Source organism: Rhizobium sp. TAL182, assembly GCF_002117725.1.
GTDB lineage: Bacteria > Pseudomonadota > Alphaproteobacteria > Rhizobiales > Rhizobiaceae > Rhizobium > Rhizobium esperanzae.
Genome location: NZ_CP021027.1, coordinates 81,476 through 96,715, shown reverse-complemented (window position 1 = coordinate 96,715; position 15,240 = coordinate 81,476). Strand labels below are relative to the sequence as shown.

General features: G+C 62.1%; 17 protein-coding genes and 2 pseudogenes. 6 read left to right on the top strand and 13 right to left on the bottom strand.

The genetic code is table 11. From position 1 onward, the window contains the following. Window positions 1-127: 127 nt before the first annotated feature. A pseudogene (locus Tal182_RS33225) lies at window positions 128-466 on the bottom strand (DUF4334 domain-containing protein); the annotation flags it as partial. Between the two features lie 14 nt (window positions 467-480). On the opposite strand from Tal182_RS33225, the pseudogene Tal182_RS32890 reads away from it, so the two are divergent. Both Tal182_RS32890 and Tal182_RS24885 read left to right on the top strand, forming a co-directional pair. Further along, a pseudogene (locus Tal182_RS32890) lies at window positions 481-598 on the top strand (DNA polymerase IV); the annotation flags it as partial. A gap of 1,303 nt (window positions 599-1,901) precedes the next feature. Next, on the top strand, window positions 1,902-2,399 hold the full coding sequence (locus Tal182_RS24885; RefSeq protein WP_016737416.1) for a helix-turn-helix transcriptional regulator: 498 nt from the start codon (window positions 1,902-1,904) through the stop codon (window positions 2,397-2,399). 4 nt (window positions 2,400-2,403) lie between these two features. Here the strand turns inward: Tal182_RS24885 and Tal182_RS24880 are convergent, their stop codons facing one another. After that, on the bottom strand, window positions 2,404-2,817 hold the full coding sequence (locus Tal182_RS24880; protein ID WP_009995183.1) for a hypothetical protein: 414 nt from the start codon (window positions 2,815-2,817) through the stop codon (window positions 2,404-2,406). A gap of 9 nt (window positions 2,818-2,826) precedes the next feature. Then, window positions 2,827-3,375 (bottom strand): hypothetical protein, encoded by a 549-nt coding sequence (locus tag Tal182_RS24875; protein ID WP_008534289.1) that lies wholly within the window; start codon window positions 3,373-3,375, stop codon window positions 2,827-2,829. Window positions 3,376-3,629: 254 nt separating this feature from the next. Between Tal182_RS24875 and Tal182_RS32430 the strand changes: the two genes are divergently transcribed. The 4 genes from Tal182_RS32430 (at window position 3,630) to Tal182_RS24860 (ending at window position 7,757) form a co-directional block, all read left to right on the top strand. Further along, window positions 3,630-3,788, top strand: coding sequence for a hypothetical protein (locus Tal182_RS32430; RefSeq protein WP_004672595.1), 159 nt, complete (start codon window positions 3,630-3,632; stop codon window positions 3,786-3,788). Between the two features lie 94 nt (window positions 3,789-3,882). Then, window positions 3,883-4,845, top strand: coding sequence for a hypothetical protein (locus Tal182_RS24870; protein WP_018247141.1), 963 nt, complete (start codon window positions 3,883-3,885; stop codon window positions 4,843-4,845). Between the two features lie 23 nt (window positions 4,846-4,868). After that, window positions 4,869-6,800, top strand: a complete 1,932-nt coding sequence (locus Tal182_RS24865; protein ID WP_085861364.1) for a flagellar biosynthesis protein FlhA — start codon at window positions 4,869-4,871, stop codon at window positions 6,798-6,800. A 42-nt stretch (window positions 6,801-6,842) separates the two neighbouring features. Beyond that, complete coding sequence (locus tag Tal182_RS24860) at window positions 6,843-7,757, top strand: pectate lyase (RefSeq protein WP_004672592.1); 915 nt, start codon at window positions 6,843-6,845, stop codon at window positions 7,755-7,757. Window positions 7,758-7,817: 60 nt separating this feature from the next. Here Tal182_RS24860 and Tal182_RS24855 read toward each other — a convergent pair whose 3' ends face one another. From Tal182_RS24855 to Tal182_RS24810, 10 genes are all read right to left on the bottom strand, one after another. Then, window positions 7,818-8,615 (bottom strand): EscU/YscU/HrcU family type III secretion system export apparatus switch protein, encoded by a 798-nt coding sequence (locus Tal182_RS24855; RefSeq protein ID WP_085861363.1) that lies wholly within the window; start codon window positions 8,613-8,615, stop codon window positions 7,818-7,820. Beyond that, entirely contained in the window at window positions 8,602-9,411 is an 810-nt protein-coding gene (locus tag Tal182_RS24850; protein WP_004672591.1) for a flagellar biosynthetic protein FliR, read from the bottom strand. Before Tal182_RS24850 ends, Tal182_RS24855 begins: the two co-directional genes overlap by 14 nt. A gap of 10 nt (window positions 9,412-9,421) precedes the next feature. Further along, window positions 9,422-9,649, bottom strand: a complete 228-nt coding sequence (locus Tal182_RS24845) for a flagellar biosynthetic protein FliQ (protein ID WP_225881834.1) — start codon at window positions 9,647-9,649, stop codon at window positions 9,422-9,424. A gap of 107 nt (window positions 9,650-9,756) precedes the next feature. Beyond that, on the bottom strand, window positions 9,757-10,410 hold the full coding sequence (sctR, locus tag Tal182_RS24840) for a type III secretion system export apparatus subunit SctR (protein ID WP_008534263.1): 654 nt from the start codon (window positions 10,408-10,410) through the stop codon (window positions 9,757-9,759). Then, window positions 10,410-11,429: a FliM/FliN family flagellar motor switch protein gene (locus tag Tal182_RS24835; protein ID WP_011053324.1), complete on the bottom strand. Its 1,020-nt coding sequence runs from the start codon at window positions 11,427-11,429 to the stop codon at window positions 10,410-10,412. Before Tal182_RS24835 ends, sctR begins: the two co-directional genes overlap by 1 nt. Continuing rightward, window positions 11,426-12,745 carry a FliI/YscN family ATPase gene (locus Tal182_RS24830; RefSeq protein ID WP_004672587.1) on the bottom strand — a complete coding sequence of 440 codons (1,320 nt, stop codon included), beginning with the start codon at window positions 12,743-12,745 and terminating at the stop codon, window positions 11,426-11,428. Before Tal182_RS24830 ends, Tal182_RS24835 begins: the two co-directional genes overlap by 4 nt. Continuing rightward, window positions 12,738-13,301, bottom strand: coding sequence for a type III secretion system stator protein SctL (gene sctL / locus Tal182_RS24825; protein WP_085861362.1), 564 nt, complete (start codon window positions 13,299-13,301; stop codon window positions 12,738-12,740). Before sctL ends, Tal182_RS24830 begins: the two co-directional genes overlap by 8 nt. Beyond that, window positions 13,298-13,927, bottom strand: coding sequence for a hypothetical protein (locus tag Tal182_RS24820; protein WP_011053322.1), 630 nt, complete (start codon window positions 13,925-13,927; stop codon window positions 13,298-13,300). Before Tal182_RS24820 ends, sctL begins: the two co-directional genes overlap by 4 nt. A 2-nt stretch (window positions 13,928-13,929) precedes the next feature. Continuing rightward, window positions 13,930-14,760 (bottom strand): type III secretion inner membrane ring lipoprotein SctJ, encoded by an 831-nt coding sequence (sctJ, locus tag Tal182_RS24815; protein WP_042120090.1) that lies wholly within the window; start codon window positions 14,758-14,760, stop codon window positions 13,930-13,932. Further along, complete coding sequence (locus Tal182_RS24810; RefSeq protein ID WP_004672583.1) at window positions 14,757-15,233, bottom strand: hypothetical protein; 477 nt, start codon at window positions 15,231-15,233, stop codon at window positions 14,757-14,759. The genes sctJ and Tal182_RS24810 overlap by 4 nt, the downstream gene beginning before the upstream one ends. Window positions 15,234-15,240: the final 7 nt, after the last annotated feature.

The following is a 15,240-nucleotide window of genomic DNA, read 5'->3' as shown; positions in this document are numbered from 1 at the left end:
CGAGATTCCCGTCGGCTTTTACCACGAGTACGTAGAGCTTGTATTTCAGCATGATATGACCTTTCGATGAGCTCATTAGGAACTGCCGTCTCGACGGTTCGTGCCTTACTTGCGCAGAGCGAAATTTCGCGCCCATGATCCTCTCGGCGTCGATCCGCCGGAAATGGTCGACGATGGGTTGATCGTCATAGACCATGGCCGCGCTCTTGACGCAGCCGAACATCATGGCCTTCAAAGACGCGACCGGGCCCTCGCCCGCAGCCGGCGCTGGAGATAGGAAAACTTGGTTGCTTGCCAAACGCGTCCTGTCGATCTTATAAAAACGCAACGTTAGCCGAAGCGGGATCCATTTGGGATCCACGGCAACCAGCCGCCGGTCTCCCGCTCGAAACAGCAGCACATCGGCGCGCATGTCCGGCGTGAACCGTTTGCCGAACCAGCCAAGATCTTCGAGCACACCATCGAACGATGCCCCGTCGATTGGCGACTGTCTATCCATTCAAGCGGCCAGTGCGGCTGCTCGGCGTCACGCTTTCAACGCTGACGACCTCCGATCGGCAATGCACGACCCCAGTCCCAACTTGATCTCGGGCTCTGACGGCCCATCGCCCCGAAATAGAAAAGCCTGCCGCGGGAGGAGGTGCGGCAGGCTTTCCTAAAAGAACCGAACGGCGACCTGGGAGGAGGAGTGCCGCTGTTCCCACAGACGTCCCTTTGGGAGGAGGAGTGGGCCGTCTAAACTTCGAAGCGTTGCGGGAGGAAGCATCGCTTCGATGAAAATAGCAATACTCGGGCCAGCGCCATGAAGCCAGCGTCTATGTTGCACTGCAGCTATGCACCCGCCGCAACAATCGGCAGGACATCGAGCATTCCTACCCCTGATTTTGTCGGCGGCTCTGCCGCTGTTACAGAGTGGAACCGCTACAACGTCAATTTCGATATCGAAAGCCCCAAAGAAGGCCGTGACAGTTCGCGGCGGCCCTGCCGTCATGGAAAGTAGCGCCGCTGGAGACGGTGGCCGGCAGCTAAGCTGGATCGGTGCGGTTCGCGACAGTCATTAGGGGACACCCGGTGACAGACAGTATGAAGTGGCAGTCGCTCCCAGAAGCGCAAGATGTTCTGCGGGTATGTTTTCACCGTTAAGACCCGGCTGTACAATCCCGATCCGGTACTCGATGAACTTGCGTCGGGCAGCCTTTCGAAGCGTGGCCAAGTCATTCAGGCTGCCTCGAATGAAACGGGCCCGGCCCTTAAGATGTGATGTTTCTCTCACGGTCAGGTGGTTGATGAGGTTCTTCAAGCTCCATGTCCCCTTCACCCCCTTCTGTGCTTGACCGCAAACGAGGTAAAGATCGTCCGCCCGGCGCCCCATTACTGCCTGCGAGTATTTCAGATGCCAGAGAAGTACGGTGACGGTATCGTCCGTCTCCCCGATCGCCACGACGTCCGCGCTCTCCCAGGTGTCATCGTCATCTCTTCCGGGAGAGTGGGCAGACAATCCTCGCAATGGGCGTTCCGCTGATCGCACCTCCTTTGGTTTTCTGACCACTTTACCGCCCGAAGCGTGACCTCTCGCTTTTGCGGCAAGTGTCCGAGCGTAAAGCGAAGCTATTGAATCTTGTAAAGAATTCGGTTGCGCAGCGGGCGGATTCCCGCTATCTTTTTCGATAGGGCAGTACGCGCTGCCCTGGGGTGTGGAAACCCCTACACGTGGTTGATGCCGGCCGTAACGGCATCACACTCCTTGACCTTCGGTCGAGGAGCCTGTGGCGTATGTCCAGGTTCCTCGGAACTAAAGGCCACAGGACCGTCTAGCACGGTGTTCCAACTCCCCGATCAGTGGGTTTAGCGAGTTTTCAGCGGGGGCGCACCGCGTGAAACTCTCCATCGGGGTGTCCACCATGAAGCGCTATGCAGCAGCACAGGTCCGGACTTCGAGGCCTGCGCAAGCCGAACAGTCGAATTTAGCGCGCGAGTTGGTGCATCCAGTTGATCGGCATGTCGGACAGCAAATCCGTATCCGCCGAATGCAGTCGAATGTATCCCTAGGGGATCTCGGCGCCGGCATCGGGGTCAGCTTGCAGCAGGTACAAAAATATGAAAGCGGTAAGAACCGCGTCAGCGCTTCGATGCTCTACGAGCTTGCCAATTGCCTCAAGATCCCTGTTTCGAGGTTTTTCGAAGGCCTTCCAGATCCCGAAACCACTCATGGCCAGCAAATCATAACAGAGATCGATGAGAAGATTGCCTATATTTCCACGGCGGAGGGACGGCGTCTGATAGACGACGTTTTGCTCCTTTCTCCGCGTGTGCGCAGCCGGGTCGTTGCCCTCGTCAGCTCGATTGTCGATGAAGAGATGGAAGAACAGAAGCCGGTTGGTTCATCTGCTGGTTCTTAGCTCCCTACCGGTCGATTTTCTCCGCTGCTTCAAGCGAAAATTCGACGCGCAATACCGCCTTCTGTGCTCGCGAAAAATCGGCGGCGACGTGTTCTGCCCGCTCTTGCGCGGCGCGCCGGGCGGCTTTGTGTTGCGCAAGCGATAGGCCGGCATCGGCTTCATGGCTGCGCAATACGGATTGTCGCATCAGCGCGTCCTGAAGCTCGGCGGCGGCGATGACACCACTCTTGCGTAATACGTCGACGACAGGATTGCCGGCGGCCCGGCTTGCCGCGATGTCGAGCGCTTCGGAGGCTTTCGTTTCCCGCTCCCGCGCGCTTTCGGCATCCGCCCGCGCCTCGGAGAGGCTGCGGGAAATATTGTCCGCCCGCAGGCTGCGGATCTGCAGCAACTGCCTGAGAGATTTCAACGCCTTCATATCAGCCGCTCAGGCACCGTTGTTCGTCGTCAGGATTTCCAGCTGGCCGCCCTTGATGACCTTGATGCTGTCGGCTTGCTGCCGGCTCAGCACGTCTTCGACGGCCTTGGTGAAGACGGCGGGCCCGCGCACCAGCACCAAGCCGCTGGCGGGATCTTCACGCAGCGCATCGTCCGGCAGCAGCGGGAACAGCGCGCGAATGGCGTTTTGCTCGGTCTTCCAGCTGCGGCCGCCGCGATCGAGGACAACGGTGGAGACCTCCTGCTTCGGCGCGATGATGATGCGGCTGCCGTCATAGGCGACGAAGAGATTGCTGGCATCGCCAAGCTTGACAAAGGCCTTGGCTCCGCTTTCCCGGACGGACCAATGCTCGACCTTGCCGCTCAGCGTCCCGACTGTCGTGACCGGGATGCCGGACATGAAGGACAGCGTCTGGACGACATCGCCAAGCGGCAGGGAGACGACATCCAGGCGCACCTCCCGCTCGCTGGCGCCGGCCGGTGGAGGAAAGGAGGCCAGCAGTCCGATAGCGGCCATGTAAACAAAACGCGCAAACATCTGAGTTTACCTCACGATCCGGATATCGCCCGACAACTAATGAACGAATGAAGGCAGGGGCTGCGAAATCCAATCTATTAATAATTATCTGATCTACTGTTGCAGATCATCGGTCCGCTGGGAACAGGACGGATATCCATTTCGCGCATTTGTTGTACATATCGCGAATTAATAACTTTTTAACATAAGCTATTGAATTCGATCTTGAATTCTGCAAGGCTCTGGCCGCCAAAACCATGCAAGGAGTTCAAGACATGGCTAGTACTTCGACACTTGATGCGGGCATCGGCTCGGCGATTTCCGCCTTCAAGTCGGCCCAGAACGAAGCGACCGAGCAGAGCCTGAAGGTTGCAACCGAAATCACCAAGATCAACGGCGTCGCAAACGCCATCAAGAAGATCGGCCCAGGCTGATTGAAACAATGGCGAGACGGGTTCGCCCGTCTCGCTTCCCCGCTTTCGAAGACAATAAAAGCCGCTCGACGGACGGTTCGGGAACAAGATGGTTATGGATCTAGATTCCTCTTCGCCGACATTCAGAGGTAACGCCGGCAACGCTGCGTCAGGCAGCGGCGGACCGGTCTTGCGCATCACGCGCGCCGGGCGCAGCTCCAATCTGCCGCTGACGACAGAGCGGCAGGTGGTCGGCGGCAGCGCCGATTGTGACCTGATCGTCCTAGGCGCCAAACCGGAACCCGCCTTTGCCATCAGTCTGCAGCGCTCCCGCGGCTCCGACACGGTGTCGTTGACCGCGTTGCGGGATGACGTCGTGATCGACGGTCGTTCCATCCCGCGCGATCGGACAATGACCCTTACGAAGAGACAGACCATCTCCTTCGACGGCACGATCTGTGAGCTCGAAGGTCTCGGCGCCGGGCGCGTGCGGTTCGCGCCGCGCCGGATTGCGGCTGCCGGCCTTCTCGGGCTGGCGGCGTTGCTTTTGCTGGCCGGCCTTTACAACAGCGATGCGCCGGCTCACGAAGCCCCGCTCGTCAGGGTTTCCGCCGCACCCGAACCGGCGCCGGCGGCGGCGGCGATCGCGGCCGAAATCCGCCAGGCCATTCGTATGGCGCAGCTTCCCCAAGATCTGAGCATCGTCGCCACCGCCGACGAAATTCGCATCGGCGAAGGATCGCGGCCTCTCGGCCTGCCCGACAAGACCAAGCTGCGCAGCATCATCGCCTCGATGAGCCGGCGCGGTTCCGTTTCCATCGTCGATCTCACCGCCCTCTCTTCCGGTCTCGACGGCTTCGTTGCCGCCGCCGGCTATACGCCCGTCAGGTTCATCATCGGCTCCGACGGCCGCCGCTACGAGGAAGGCGATGTCGTTTCGAGCGGCTGGCGCATCAAGGAGATCGGCAAAGACCAGATGATCGTTTCCCGTGACAGTGAGGACGATACGGTCAATTTCGCCTCTGCCGGCAATGCCGAGCCGAAGCTCGCCGAAATTTCCAGCAGCGAACAAGAATAGGCGATGGCGTCGGAAGCCGGATCATGAAGGTAAGGTCATCCGCCTTCGCCATGCTTGCGCAGCGCACCGATATGCTGCTTGCGGTTTTTTTCGCCTCCGTCGTGACGATGCTGGTGCTGCCGCTTCCGACAATCGTTCTGGACGTGCTGATCGCTTTCAATCTCTCCTTCGCTTTCGTGGTGCTGATCACCACGACCTATCTGAAGAGCGTGCTTGAAATCTCGACCTTTCCCGCGGTCATTCTGATCGGCACGCTGTTCCGCCTGGCCTTGACGATTTCCTCGACCCGGCTCGTGCTGGCGGACGCCGATGCCGGCGAGATCATCATGGCCTTCGGCGATTTCGTCGTTGCGGGAAATGTCGTCGTCGGGCTGATCATTTTCCTGATCGTGGCGCTGGTGCAGTTCATCGTGGTGACGAAGGGCGCCGAGCGCATCGCCGAGGTCGGCGCCCGTTTCACGCTCGACGCCATGCCGGGCAAGCAGCTCGCCATCGACAGCGACCTGCGCAACGGCCATATCAGCACGGAAGCCGCGCAGAAGCGCCGGTCGCGTCTCGAACAGGAGAGCCAGTTCTTCGGCGCGATGGACGGCGCCATGCGCTTCGTCAAGGGCGATGCGGTCGCAGGATTGGTGATCGTCGCCGTCAATCTCATCGGCGGCCTGGCGATCGGTATCTTCCAGAAGGGCCTGAGCTTCGCCGAGGCCGCCCATCTCTATACGCTGCTGTCGATCGGCGACGGTCTGGTGTCGCAGATTCCGTCCATTCTGATGGCAGTCTCGGCCGGTATCGTCGTGACCCGCGTGTCCGATGACGGCAACGGCAGTCTCGGCAGCGATATCGGCCGCGAACTCTTCCGGGAGCCCCGTGCATTGGCGATTGCGGCGGCGCTGACGATCTGCGCGGGCTTCGTGCCGGGATTTCCCACAGGCGTGCTCGGCGCGATCGGCCTGTGTCTGGCGGGCCTTGCCTTCATGGTGCATCGCCGGCGCGCCGGCCCAGCCGCGGCCGCATCGGCGAATGCCGTGGAAAGCGCCAATTCCTATCCGCTCGACAGGACGAAATATGGCGATCCCGTCATCGCCACCGTCGCGGTGGAAACGCTGGCGCGGCTTGAGGCGATGCGACTCGGCGAAATGCTGGACGGGCGGATCCGCATGGCGGCGCGCGCCGTCGGCGTCTCCGTGACGGTGCCGACGTTCAACGCCGATCCCCGCATGGCCGAGGATCTGATCCACCTTCAGGTCGAAAACGTGCCCGCCGGTCTCGTCAGCTGCGGTCCCGAACGGACGGCCGAACAGATTGCCGACGGCATCGTGCGCATCGTCCGCCGCCATATCGGCGCCCTGTTCAGCGTCGACGACGCGGCACAATGGCTGGGCAGCCTCGAACCGCGTCTCGGCAAACTGGCGATCGACGTCGCCACCCAGGTGCCGCTGATGCTGACGGTCGCGGTCGTCAGACGCCTGCTGGATTCCGGCGTGACGCTTTCCCAGCCGCGCGGACTGCTGGAAGTGATGCTGCACGCCGGCACCGATCACGCGCCGGATGCCCTGGCCGAAATGGCGCGCGCCGCGCTGGTCAAGCAGATCGCCTTCGGGCTTCTCGACCGGCGCGGATTGCTGCCGGCGCTGGTGCTTCCCACCGAATGGGACCACTTCATCCGCTCCTATGACGCCGCTGGAGCGACCGAGAAGATCGAGATAGCCGAAAGGCTGCGCCTGCTGGCCGAGAAAGCCAGGCAGGCTCTCGAGGACGCCAACGAGCGGGGATACGATCCCATCATCATCGTGCCGGGCGAGTGGCGCCTGCTCACCCAGACGCTGATGATCCACCACAACTGCCGCATTCCGGTGCTGGCGGCGGAGGAGATCGACAGGGATATAACGATCGAAACCATCGGAGAGATCGGGCAAATCCGGAACGCTGCCGGCTCCAAACAAAGGCCGGGCTGATAGAGCAAGTGAAGTAGACGAGACCAACTGGGGATGAATGCAATGTGTGGCGTAGATGGACAAAGGCCCATAGACTTCGACAGAACCTCCCGTTTCGACCTTGAGTCCGATTGCCTTGGCGGCAGCAATAGGGCCGACACGGATTTCACCACCATCCGAACCCGCAAGGTCTCGCCCTTCGAAGATTTCTCCGGCAACCCGCCGACACTGACCTCCTATGTGCCGAATTCGCGGGAAACGTCGGAAAACGGCATGGATTCCGACCCCAAGGATCTGCTGCGCAAGCACATCAACTGGCAATCCGACTCCAAGAAGGTGGATCCATCCGACGAGAAACAGGCCACGACTTTGCAGACCACGACGGAAAAACCCGACCTCTCGAAAGAGGGCAGCGTCATCGTCGTCAACGAGCCGATCGTCGTGGATGGCGGCGTGTTCGACGGCAAGGGCGCGACCTATACGGCCTCGTCCAAGCTCGGCGATGGCGGCCAGTCCGAAACCCAATCGCCGCTGTTCATTCTCAAGAACGGCGCGACGCTCAAGAATGTCGATCTCGGCGAGAATGGCGCCGACGGAATCCACGTCTATGACGGCGCGACGCTCGAAAACGTCAATTGGCAGAATGTCGGCGAGGATGCGCTGACGGTAAAAAGCGCCGGCGACATCACTATTATCGGTGGCTCCGCCAAGGGCGCGACCGACAAGATCTTCCAGATCAATGCCGACACGAGGTTCTATCTGAAGGATTTCGTCGCTGACGGCTTTACCACGCTCGTGCGCACCAACGGCGGCAAGCAGATCGACGCCGACGTCACCATCGATGGCGGGGCGTTCTCCCACGGCAGCAACGTCTTCCGCACCGACAGCTCACTTGCCAGCGTGACGTTCCTCTCCGATATCACGCTGGACGATGTGAAGAACTGGACGCGTGTAGGTGACAACCAATCGGGCGTCTGAGACGCCCGACCACCGGAACCGCAAAGCGAAGATCAAGCGGGCGGCTTAGGCTCCCGCTTTTCATTGCCGGCCTGATCCTTGCCTGCGCAGCGGGCTGCTGCGCATTTCCGCGCCGATTTGCCGGCGCGCCGATTTCAGCTTCGGGTCGCCCTGGGTATCCTTGTATTCGCGCCGCGCCTCGGTCTTGGTCATGCGGTGTTCGTGCCTGAACAACGCGCGCGAAATGCGGATATCGAAAAACGCCGCCGCCACCATGATGCCGGCGGCAATGACGAGGATCGAGCCGAGGAGATGGGCTGTCGTGGAGAGCGTGCATGCTTCTCCGCAAAGAGGCGACCAGAAGATGCTGTTGAGGAAATAGAGGATCGCACCGCCGCCGGCGGTTGCGAGCAGGACAAACTTGACGAGCCCCTTGACGAACTCGGCGATGCTCGCGAGCGAAAAAAGCCTCTTGATGCCCTCGAACGGATTGAGCCGGGTGAAATCGAAGCTCATATGTTTGAACGATACGGGAAACCCCTGCCCGTCGAGGATCGACACCAGGATGGTCGCGGCAAGACCCATGGCAAGCGGCAGCCAGATGAGATCGAGCAGCGCCACGCCGGTTTCGCTCAAGCCGACAGTGACGGCGTCGGAGACGTCGGCTCGCGCGGCGGACTGAAGGCCGGCATCGAAACTGCGGGTGAAATCCTCGAGGATATCAGGCAAGCCCCAGGTGACGTAGACGGCGATGGCAAGGACGGAGATCGCAACCGGGATTTCCTTCGAGCGGGGAACCTGGCCCTCGCGGCGGAGCCGATCGAGCTTCACCCGGCTCGGCGGCAGGGTTTTTTCCTCGGTATCGTCATTTTTGGCCATGGGTCACCTCCAGCATGGCTTTCACCTCGTTGAATCCGTCGATCCAGAGATCGTGGAAATAGCTGGAGATAAAGGCCGTGTAGATGACGAGAATGACCACGACCGCGAAGTTCTTGATGGCCGGCAGGCTATCGTTCAGCGGGAATTGTTTCGACGAGCGGCCAACGAAGGCCAGCGACAATTCGAGCGCGCAGGTGACGATCATGAACGGGGCGGCAAGCAATCCGGCCGCTTTGAACAGCCGGCCGAATACACCGAGGATCATGTCGAGCGGATCGTCGGGCATGGCGGGCATGAGCTTGAAGAGCGGCCAGAACTCGAACGACTTGTAGAAAATCGCGACCAGATCGATGATGCCGCCGGCGCTGACGAAAATCACCAGGGCGATCGACATCATCAGCGAGCCGAGCGGCGCGGTTTCCAGCGCGTTGATCTGGTCGAAGAGATTGGCGGCATTGGCCCCGCGATAGACATCGGTCATATCACCCGCCGCCTGGGCCGCCCAGAAGGGAATGCCGAGCCCCATGCCGATGAGCGCCCCGAAGCAAAGTTCCTTCATCGAAAGGGCGGCCAGATCGAACCAGGACGTATCTCCGATAGCCAGCACCGAATAGGCGAAGGCGACGGAGGGCGCCGAAAGGCCGATTGCCAGGCCGAAACGCAGAATGCCGACGATGCTGAACAGCGAGAAGATCGGGAAGATCAGCAGGATCCCGAGCGCGCGGGCGGCGCCGAGCATGGCTGCGGCCGGTGCCGCGACCTCGATGCCGACGAGCGGAAGATGATCCGGCCCCATCCGCCCCGCCTCACTGAACCATGGTCGGGAAGTCGTTCAGGATATGAACGGAATGTTCGATCAGCGGCGTTGCCAGCACCCGGCCGAACAGCAGCAGGGTGATGGAGATCACGAAAATCTTGACGATCTGCGCGATGGTCTGTTCCTGGATTTGCGTTGCAGCCTGGAAAATGGCGATGATCAGCCCGAGAAGCGCGGCCAGGCCCAGAATGGGGCCGGCCAAGGCGAAGGTCGCCATGACGGACATGCCGATTTCAGCTGCGACCTGGTCTTCACCCATGGTGGCAGGCCTTTCGCGTGGGCGCGGCAGGCGCTCGAACCGGGGCTTTCGTCAAGGCGCGATGCTCACTGCGCATAGGACAGCACCAGACCTTCCAGCAATCGCCGCCAGCCGTCGATCGAGACGAACAGCAGCAGCTTCAGCGGTGTCGACACCACGGTCGGGGACATCATCTGCATGCCGAGCGCCACCAGAATGGCGGAGACGGCGAAGTCGATCATCAGGAAGGGCAGATAAATCAGAAATCCGATTTCAAAGGCCCGCGTCAGTTCCGAAACGAGGAAGCTTGGCGTCAGCACGGTGATATCGTCGGAGGCAATGGGGGTTGCCGGCGCGTTTGCCCAGATCTTCTGCGACGCCTGCACGAAAAAGTCGCGCACCTCGGCGTCGGAAAATTTCAGCATGAAATCCTTCAGCGGCGCTGCCACTTTGATCATGCCGTCCGCCATGCCACTGACCGTGCCGAAATCGCCGCTATGGGCGAGCAGCAATTGCCAGCTGTTTTGCAGCACCGGGTTCATCACGAAGGCCGAGAGCACGATGGCAATCGCAAAGACCAGGAGATTCGGCGGCGTCTGCTGGATGCCGATCGCATTGCGCACGATCAGCAGGACGACTGAAATCTTGGTGAAGGAGGTTGCGATCACGGCAATGACCGGCAGCATCGAGATCGCCGCCATTGCCGCGAGGCTCTGGGCAAGAGGAAAGCTCTGTTCCATCAGTCGTGCAGCGCCGTGACGCGAACGGCGCTCAACCCATCCACGGAAATGATTTCGCCCCGTCCGATAATGCGGCCCTGGGCGATGATATCGACGGCGTCCGACAATGGCCTGTCGAGGTTGAACACATAGCCCTCGCCGATCGTCTCGAGTGTGCGCAGCGGCAACTCCAGCCGTCCGGCATCGAAGACCAGCTTGATCGGGATGCTGTCGACAGGCGACGGACGCGGCTCGCCCTGCAATTCCTGATCGACGGTGTCATTCGTCATGAAATGCCTCATTGGTCCGGTTGGCGTCGACAGGAGCGGCTCGGTGAGGACCGCGCCTTTGTCCGAGCGCATGCAGGTTGCAAGGTAACGTTCACCCGTGATCGCGACCACGGTCTCCGGTGCCCCCCCATCGATGACGATGCCGTCCCCCAATCGCAGGGATTTGATCTGACCGACCGACAGCACGGCATAACCGCGCCGGATGTTGACCGCCGTCGTCAGGGCATTGAGCGTGCGGCGCGGTAGGCGGCTTGCCCAGCCGACGAGGCCGGCAAGGAAGGTTTCATCGAAACGGCCGCTCAAGGGCAGGCTCATGCCGCTCCAGCCGATTTCGAAGCCGAAATTGCCGCTAAAATCCGGCTCCGGCTGCGCGCCGATCTCCAGCAGCGAAAGGCCGATGCCGATCTTGTTCTCGATTGCCTCGAAGGCCTCGGCGAACTGATGTTCCACCACCGCCGCCTTTTCATGCGGTGACAGTTTTTCCCAGAGCAGCAGCGGTTCCAGCCTTTCGGCCAGCAGCCGCAATGCTCCGGCCGAAGCAATCAGCATCTGATCCTGCTCGCCGACGCGGCAGAGAATGCCGACAGGATCGGCGATCCGCGTGGCCGCGATATCGGGGGACAGCGGGCGAACGGAAAGCGTCTGCTCCCGGACCGGAATTTGCCAGGCGGCGCGCATCGTCGTGCCGGAACGGGAAAAGAAGCTCCCGGCCATCGATGAGTCGGGCCATGCGGGCGCGGCGATATTCATCGGACAAGCTCCTCGAGCGCTTCGACGATCGCGCCGAACGGCTGCGGCTTGCCCTGGCCGTCAAACAGGAAGCGCTGGATGAGCCCGTGTTTGGCGACGGCCTCGTCGACGGCGGCATCGCGCCCCTGGCGATATTCGCCGACGCGGATCAGCAGTTCCACCTCGTCATAGAGGGCCAGCAGGGCGCGCAGCCTGTCGGCTGCCTGGCGATGGCTCTCGCTCACCACCGCGCTCATCGTCCGGCTTCGGCTGGCCAGCACATCGATCGCCGGAAAATTGCCCGCCCTGGCAATCTTGTCAGAGAGCACGATATGGCCGTCCAGCAGCGACCTGGTTTCTTCGGCGATCGGATCGTCCTGCTCTTCGCCTTCGACGAGGACCGTATAGAAAGCCGTCATCGTGCCGTTTGCGCTGTTGCCGGCGCGCTCGAAGATCTGCGGCAAGACGGCGAATACGGAAGGCGGAAAGCCGCGCCGCACCGGCGGTTCGCCGGCAGCAAGCCCGACTTCGCGCAAGGCGCGGGCCATGCGGGTGACGCTGTCGATGACGAGCAGCACATGTTTTCCCTGCTCGCGAAAATATTCGGCGATCGCCGTTGCCGTCATCACCGCCTTGAACCGCTCCAGCGCCGGGCGATCCGATGTCGCCAGAACCAGCGCCACATTCGAGGCAACGCCTTCCGGCATGTTGTCGGCAACGAATTCGCCGACCTCGCGTCCGCGTTCCCCCACCAGCGCGCAGACGATCACATCGGCCTTGTTGTTGGCGACGATCTGGGACACCAACGTCGACTTGCCGGCGCCGGGCGCGCCGAAAATACCGATGCGCTGGCCCTGCCCGCAGGTCAGCAATCCGTCCAGGGCGGCAATCCCCGAGGTGAACGGCTGGCGGATGGGACGGCGCGACAAGGGGTTGACCGGCTGGCCGTAGAGCGGCTGCAGGAAACGCGCGTCATCGCCGGCCGGATTGGCGGAGGGACGCAGGACGTTGCCGTGCGCATCGACGACCGCGCCGAGCAGGAAGTTGCCGACAGAGATCGCCGGCTCCCGGCCGGTCGGGACGATTTCCGTGCGCTGGGAGATGCCGCGGGTTTCGCCGTGAAGCGAGAGAAGTGCCGTCTCGCCGTCGATACCGACGACATCGGCGAGGCCGATGCGGCCCCTGCCCGGCTCATGCAGTTCGCAGAGCTCGCCGATCCGAACCGAGGGGATGAGCGCCCGCACCAGCAGGCCCGAAACACTCGTCACGCGGCCGCTCTGCCGCCGCACGTCCGTCTGTTCGAGCGTCCGCTCCATGCGAAGCAATGCGTCAGCCATGGACGAGGGCCTCGATCACGGTGGCGAGCTGGTCTTTCAAGCCGATCTGGCTTCGTCCCGCCGATGTCTCCAGGACGATCTCGCCGGCAGACATCAGCGGATCCGTTTCGATAGTGATGCGATGATCGATATCCGCAATTGCCTGGGCGATCATGGCGGCATCCTCGGGGGCGACATGGAGGGCGATCTCCTGGGCCTCTGCGGTCTGGGATATGGCGTGGCGGACCAATCGCCTGGTGCGTTCGTCGGCCTCCATCGATCCGAGGATCAATCCGACCGATTTCAGAACCGCCGCCTCGACCCAGCTGTCGAGATTGGCAATCTCCTGTTCGGCTTTTCCGAGCGAGGCGGCAAGCCGTGCGGCGGCATCACGAACGCCCTGTTCGAACCCGTCGCGATAGCCGTATTGGGCGGCCTGCTCGCTGGCGGCTGCAAGTGTGGCCTGGGATTGGGCGGCGTCCTGGCGGGCAGCCGCCAGAATTTGCGCCGCCTCCCTGATCTGGCCGAAGTTTTCCGCCGGAATGATGCGGTCGTGGCGTGCAAATCCCGAGCTCATCGTCCGGCGCCTTCCTGTGTGGAGGCGACCTCGTCGACGGCGGCCGTCGCCAGAACGAGCGCCGGGCTCTTCAACAGGGAAGCCGAGCCGTTTTCGGCCATGTCGCGCCAGCCCGCCCACCGCCATGCCGCAGAGATCCGATATTCGTCTGCCAGAAGCGTCAGCATCGACCAGCCATCGGCCTCGACGACATGCCTTGCCTGCTCGCTCAACAGATCAAGCGGCGGCGTTGCCGTGGAAAGATTGATGTGGCCGAGGGCGAATGCGACCGCTTCCTCGCCGTAGGCGGCCCTGAGCCTCGCAAGGGTCGGGCGATCGACCGCGGGGCAGAAGGCTGCGAGATGATAGGCGAAGCCCGCCCGGAACGCGGCCTTTGAGAGTCCGTCCGCGTCCATGGAAATCAGGCGGCGGGCGCCGTCGGTAAATGTGGCGGGGTCGCCATGGGCTTCTGCGATCTCCGTGAAAAGCCGCCGGTGCAGCCGCCGCGACAGGGTAGACCCATCGGCAAGGAGCGGCGCGGTCCCATCCCATCGGGCGGCCGTCAGCATATCCGCGGAAAGCAGCGCTGCCCTGCGGATCCTCGCCGCATCCGAGATCGCCTCGCCGTCCGAACGCGGCGTGCGCATGCTCAGCGCTCCTTCCGCTGCGGCAACAGCAGCAGCAGGCATGCCCCGATGGCGAGGATAATTGCGCCGATCACGGCCAGATTGGGGGCCTTGAAAGCCGAGAGAGCGCTTTGCACCATCGAGAATGGCGCTGCGGCGGGTGCCGGCGTCACGGTTGCCGCCGGGGCCGATGCTGCCGTTGCCGGCGGGGCCGCCGGCGCGCCGACCTCCGACCAGGGGCTGACCACCACCGAGACATCTTCGTAAGAGAGATCACGGATGCTGTTGACCAGAACGGACCGGCTTTTCATGTCGATCTCGTTGAGATTGGCGCCGGGGCGATATTGCAACACGGCCGCCGCCCTCGCCTTTTCCTTGATGAGCCCGCGGCCGTTTTCCTCCGGCAGCACCACATGGACGCGCGCCGTCGCCACGCCGTCAAGCCCCGAAAGCGTTTCGGCAAGCTGCTGCTCGATGGCGTAGCTCATCCGGGCTTTTTGTTCGTAAGGCGTCACAAGGAAGCCGTTGCCGGGAAAGAGTTCGGCGACATTTCCGAACGACTGACGCGGCAGACCGGCGCCCGCCAGCAACTCGATCGCCCGGGCATGATCGGCTGATTCAGCGGCGATCGCATAGGTCCCGCCCTTTTCGCTCCTCATGGTGACGGAGATGCCGGCGCGTTCGAGCAGGACCTGAGCATCCAGCGCATCGCGCTGATCGAGTCCCGTCAGCACGTCCTGGCTGCAGGCGGCGAGGAACAGGCAGAAAGCGAGCATGGCGGCCTTCGGAAGGACTTTGCGCGCGGGCGAAGTGATCGGTGATCTCGCAAGGGCCGATGTGATCATGATATTCACTGGCCCTGCGTCAGCCGTTTGGACGACGACATCACCGACTGGGTGAGTGACGACAGCAGCGTCGTGCCGGTCGCGAATTGCTGTGATTTCTCCAGCCGGTCGATCGATGTCGTGATGTCTTCGATCTTCGGGCCGCTGTGATCCTTGTCCGCGGCAAATCGCACCAGCGGCGTCTCCGGCTGGCCGTTCCCGGCCACCGGCATGAAGAATGCCGACAGCCGGTCGAGAATGCTGGAGGGCCTGGTATTGCCTTCCGGTGAATAGGAGGGCGGGACGGCGTCGGACTCAGGCGCGATCTTGCGGCCCTGGATGTTGGGAATGGAGGTGAGTTCGGTTGGCCGAAGGCCGGCGAAATCCGCCGGCTGCAGCCCGATCCGCTCCGCCACGATCTCCGAGGTCTTCAGCACATTGCCTGTCGATACGCCATCAACGGGCGGCGTAAAGGCGCGGCCGGTAAGTTCTTCTCCGCTCATTGCAATT

What these genes read in the sequence shown, in the direction of transcription:
- Tal182_RS24875 (WP_008534289.1), bottom strand. Translation starts at nt 3,375, where the DNA reads ATGTTTGCGCGTTTTGTTTACATGGCCGCTATCGGACTGCTGGCCTCC.
- Tal182_RS24850 (WP_004672591.1), bottom strand. Translation starts at nt 9,411, where the DNA reads ATGGGGCCGGATCATCTTCCGCTCGTCGGCATCGAGGTCGCGGCACCG.
- Tal182_RS24830 (WP_004672587.1), bottom strand. Translation starts at nt 12,745, where the DNA reads ATGGCTGACGCATTGCTTCGCATGGAGCGGACGCTCGAACAGACGGAC.
- sctR (WP_008534263.1), bottom strand. Translation starts at nt 10,410, where the DNA reads ATGGAACAGAGCTTTCCTCTTGCCCAGAGCCTCGCGGCAATGGCGGCG.
- Tal182_RS24870 (WP_018247141.1), top strand. Translation starts at nt 3,883, where the DNA reads ATGGATCTAGATTCCTCTTCGCCGACATTCAGAGGTAACGCCGGCAAC.
- Tal182_RS24835 (WP_011053324.1), bottom strand. Translation starts at nt 11,429, where the DNA reads ATGAATATCGCCGCGCCCGCATGGCCCGACTCATCGATGGCCGGGAGC.
- Tal182_RS24885 (WP_016737416.1), top strand. Translation starts at nt 1,902, where the DNA reads ATGAAGCGCTATGCAGCAGCACAGGTCCGGACTTCGAGGCCTGCGCAA.
- Tal182_RS24810 (WP_004672583.1), bottom strand. Translation starts at nt 15,233, where the DNA reads ATGAGCGGAGAAGAACTTACCGGCCGCGCCTTTACGCCGCCCGTTGAT.
- Tal182_RS24855 (WP_085861363.1), bottom strand. Translation starts at nt 8,615, where the DNA reads ATGGCCAAAAATGACGATACCGAGGAAAAAACCCTGCCGCCGAGCCGG.
- Tal182_RS24820 (WP_011053322.1), bottom strand. Translation starts at nt 13,927, where the DNA reads ATGCGCACGCCGCGTTCGGACGGCGAGGCGATCTCGGATGCGGCGAGG.
- Tal182_RS32430 (WP_004672595.1), top strand. Translation starts at nt 3,630, where the DNA reads ATGGCTAGTACTTCGACACTTGATGCGGGCATCGGCTCGGCGATTTCC.
- Tal182_RS24865 (WP_085861364.1), top strand. Translation starts at nt 4,869, where the DNA reads ATGAAGGTAAGGTCATCCGCCTTCGCCATGCTTGCGCAGCGCACCGAT.
- Tal182_RS24880 (WP_009995183.1), bottom strand. Translation starts at nt 2,817, where the DNA reads ATGAAGGCGTTGAAATCTCTCAGGCAGTTGCTGCAGATCCGCAGCCTG.
- Tal182_RS24860 (WP_004672592.1), top strand. Translation starts at nt 6,843, where the DNA reads ATGTGTGGCGTAGATGGACAAAGGCCCATAGACTTCGACAGAACCTCC.
- Tal182_RS24845 (WP_225881834.1), bottom strand. Translation starts at nt 9,649, where the DNA reads ATGGCGACCTTCGCCTTGGCCGGCCCCATTCTGGGCCTGGCCGCGCTT.
- sctL (WP_085861362.1), bottom strand. Translation starts at nt 13,301, where the DNA reads ATGAGCTCGGGATTTGCACGCCACGACCGCATCATTCCGGCGGAAAAC.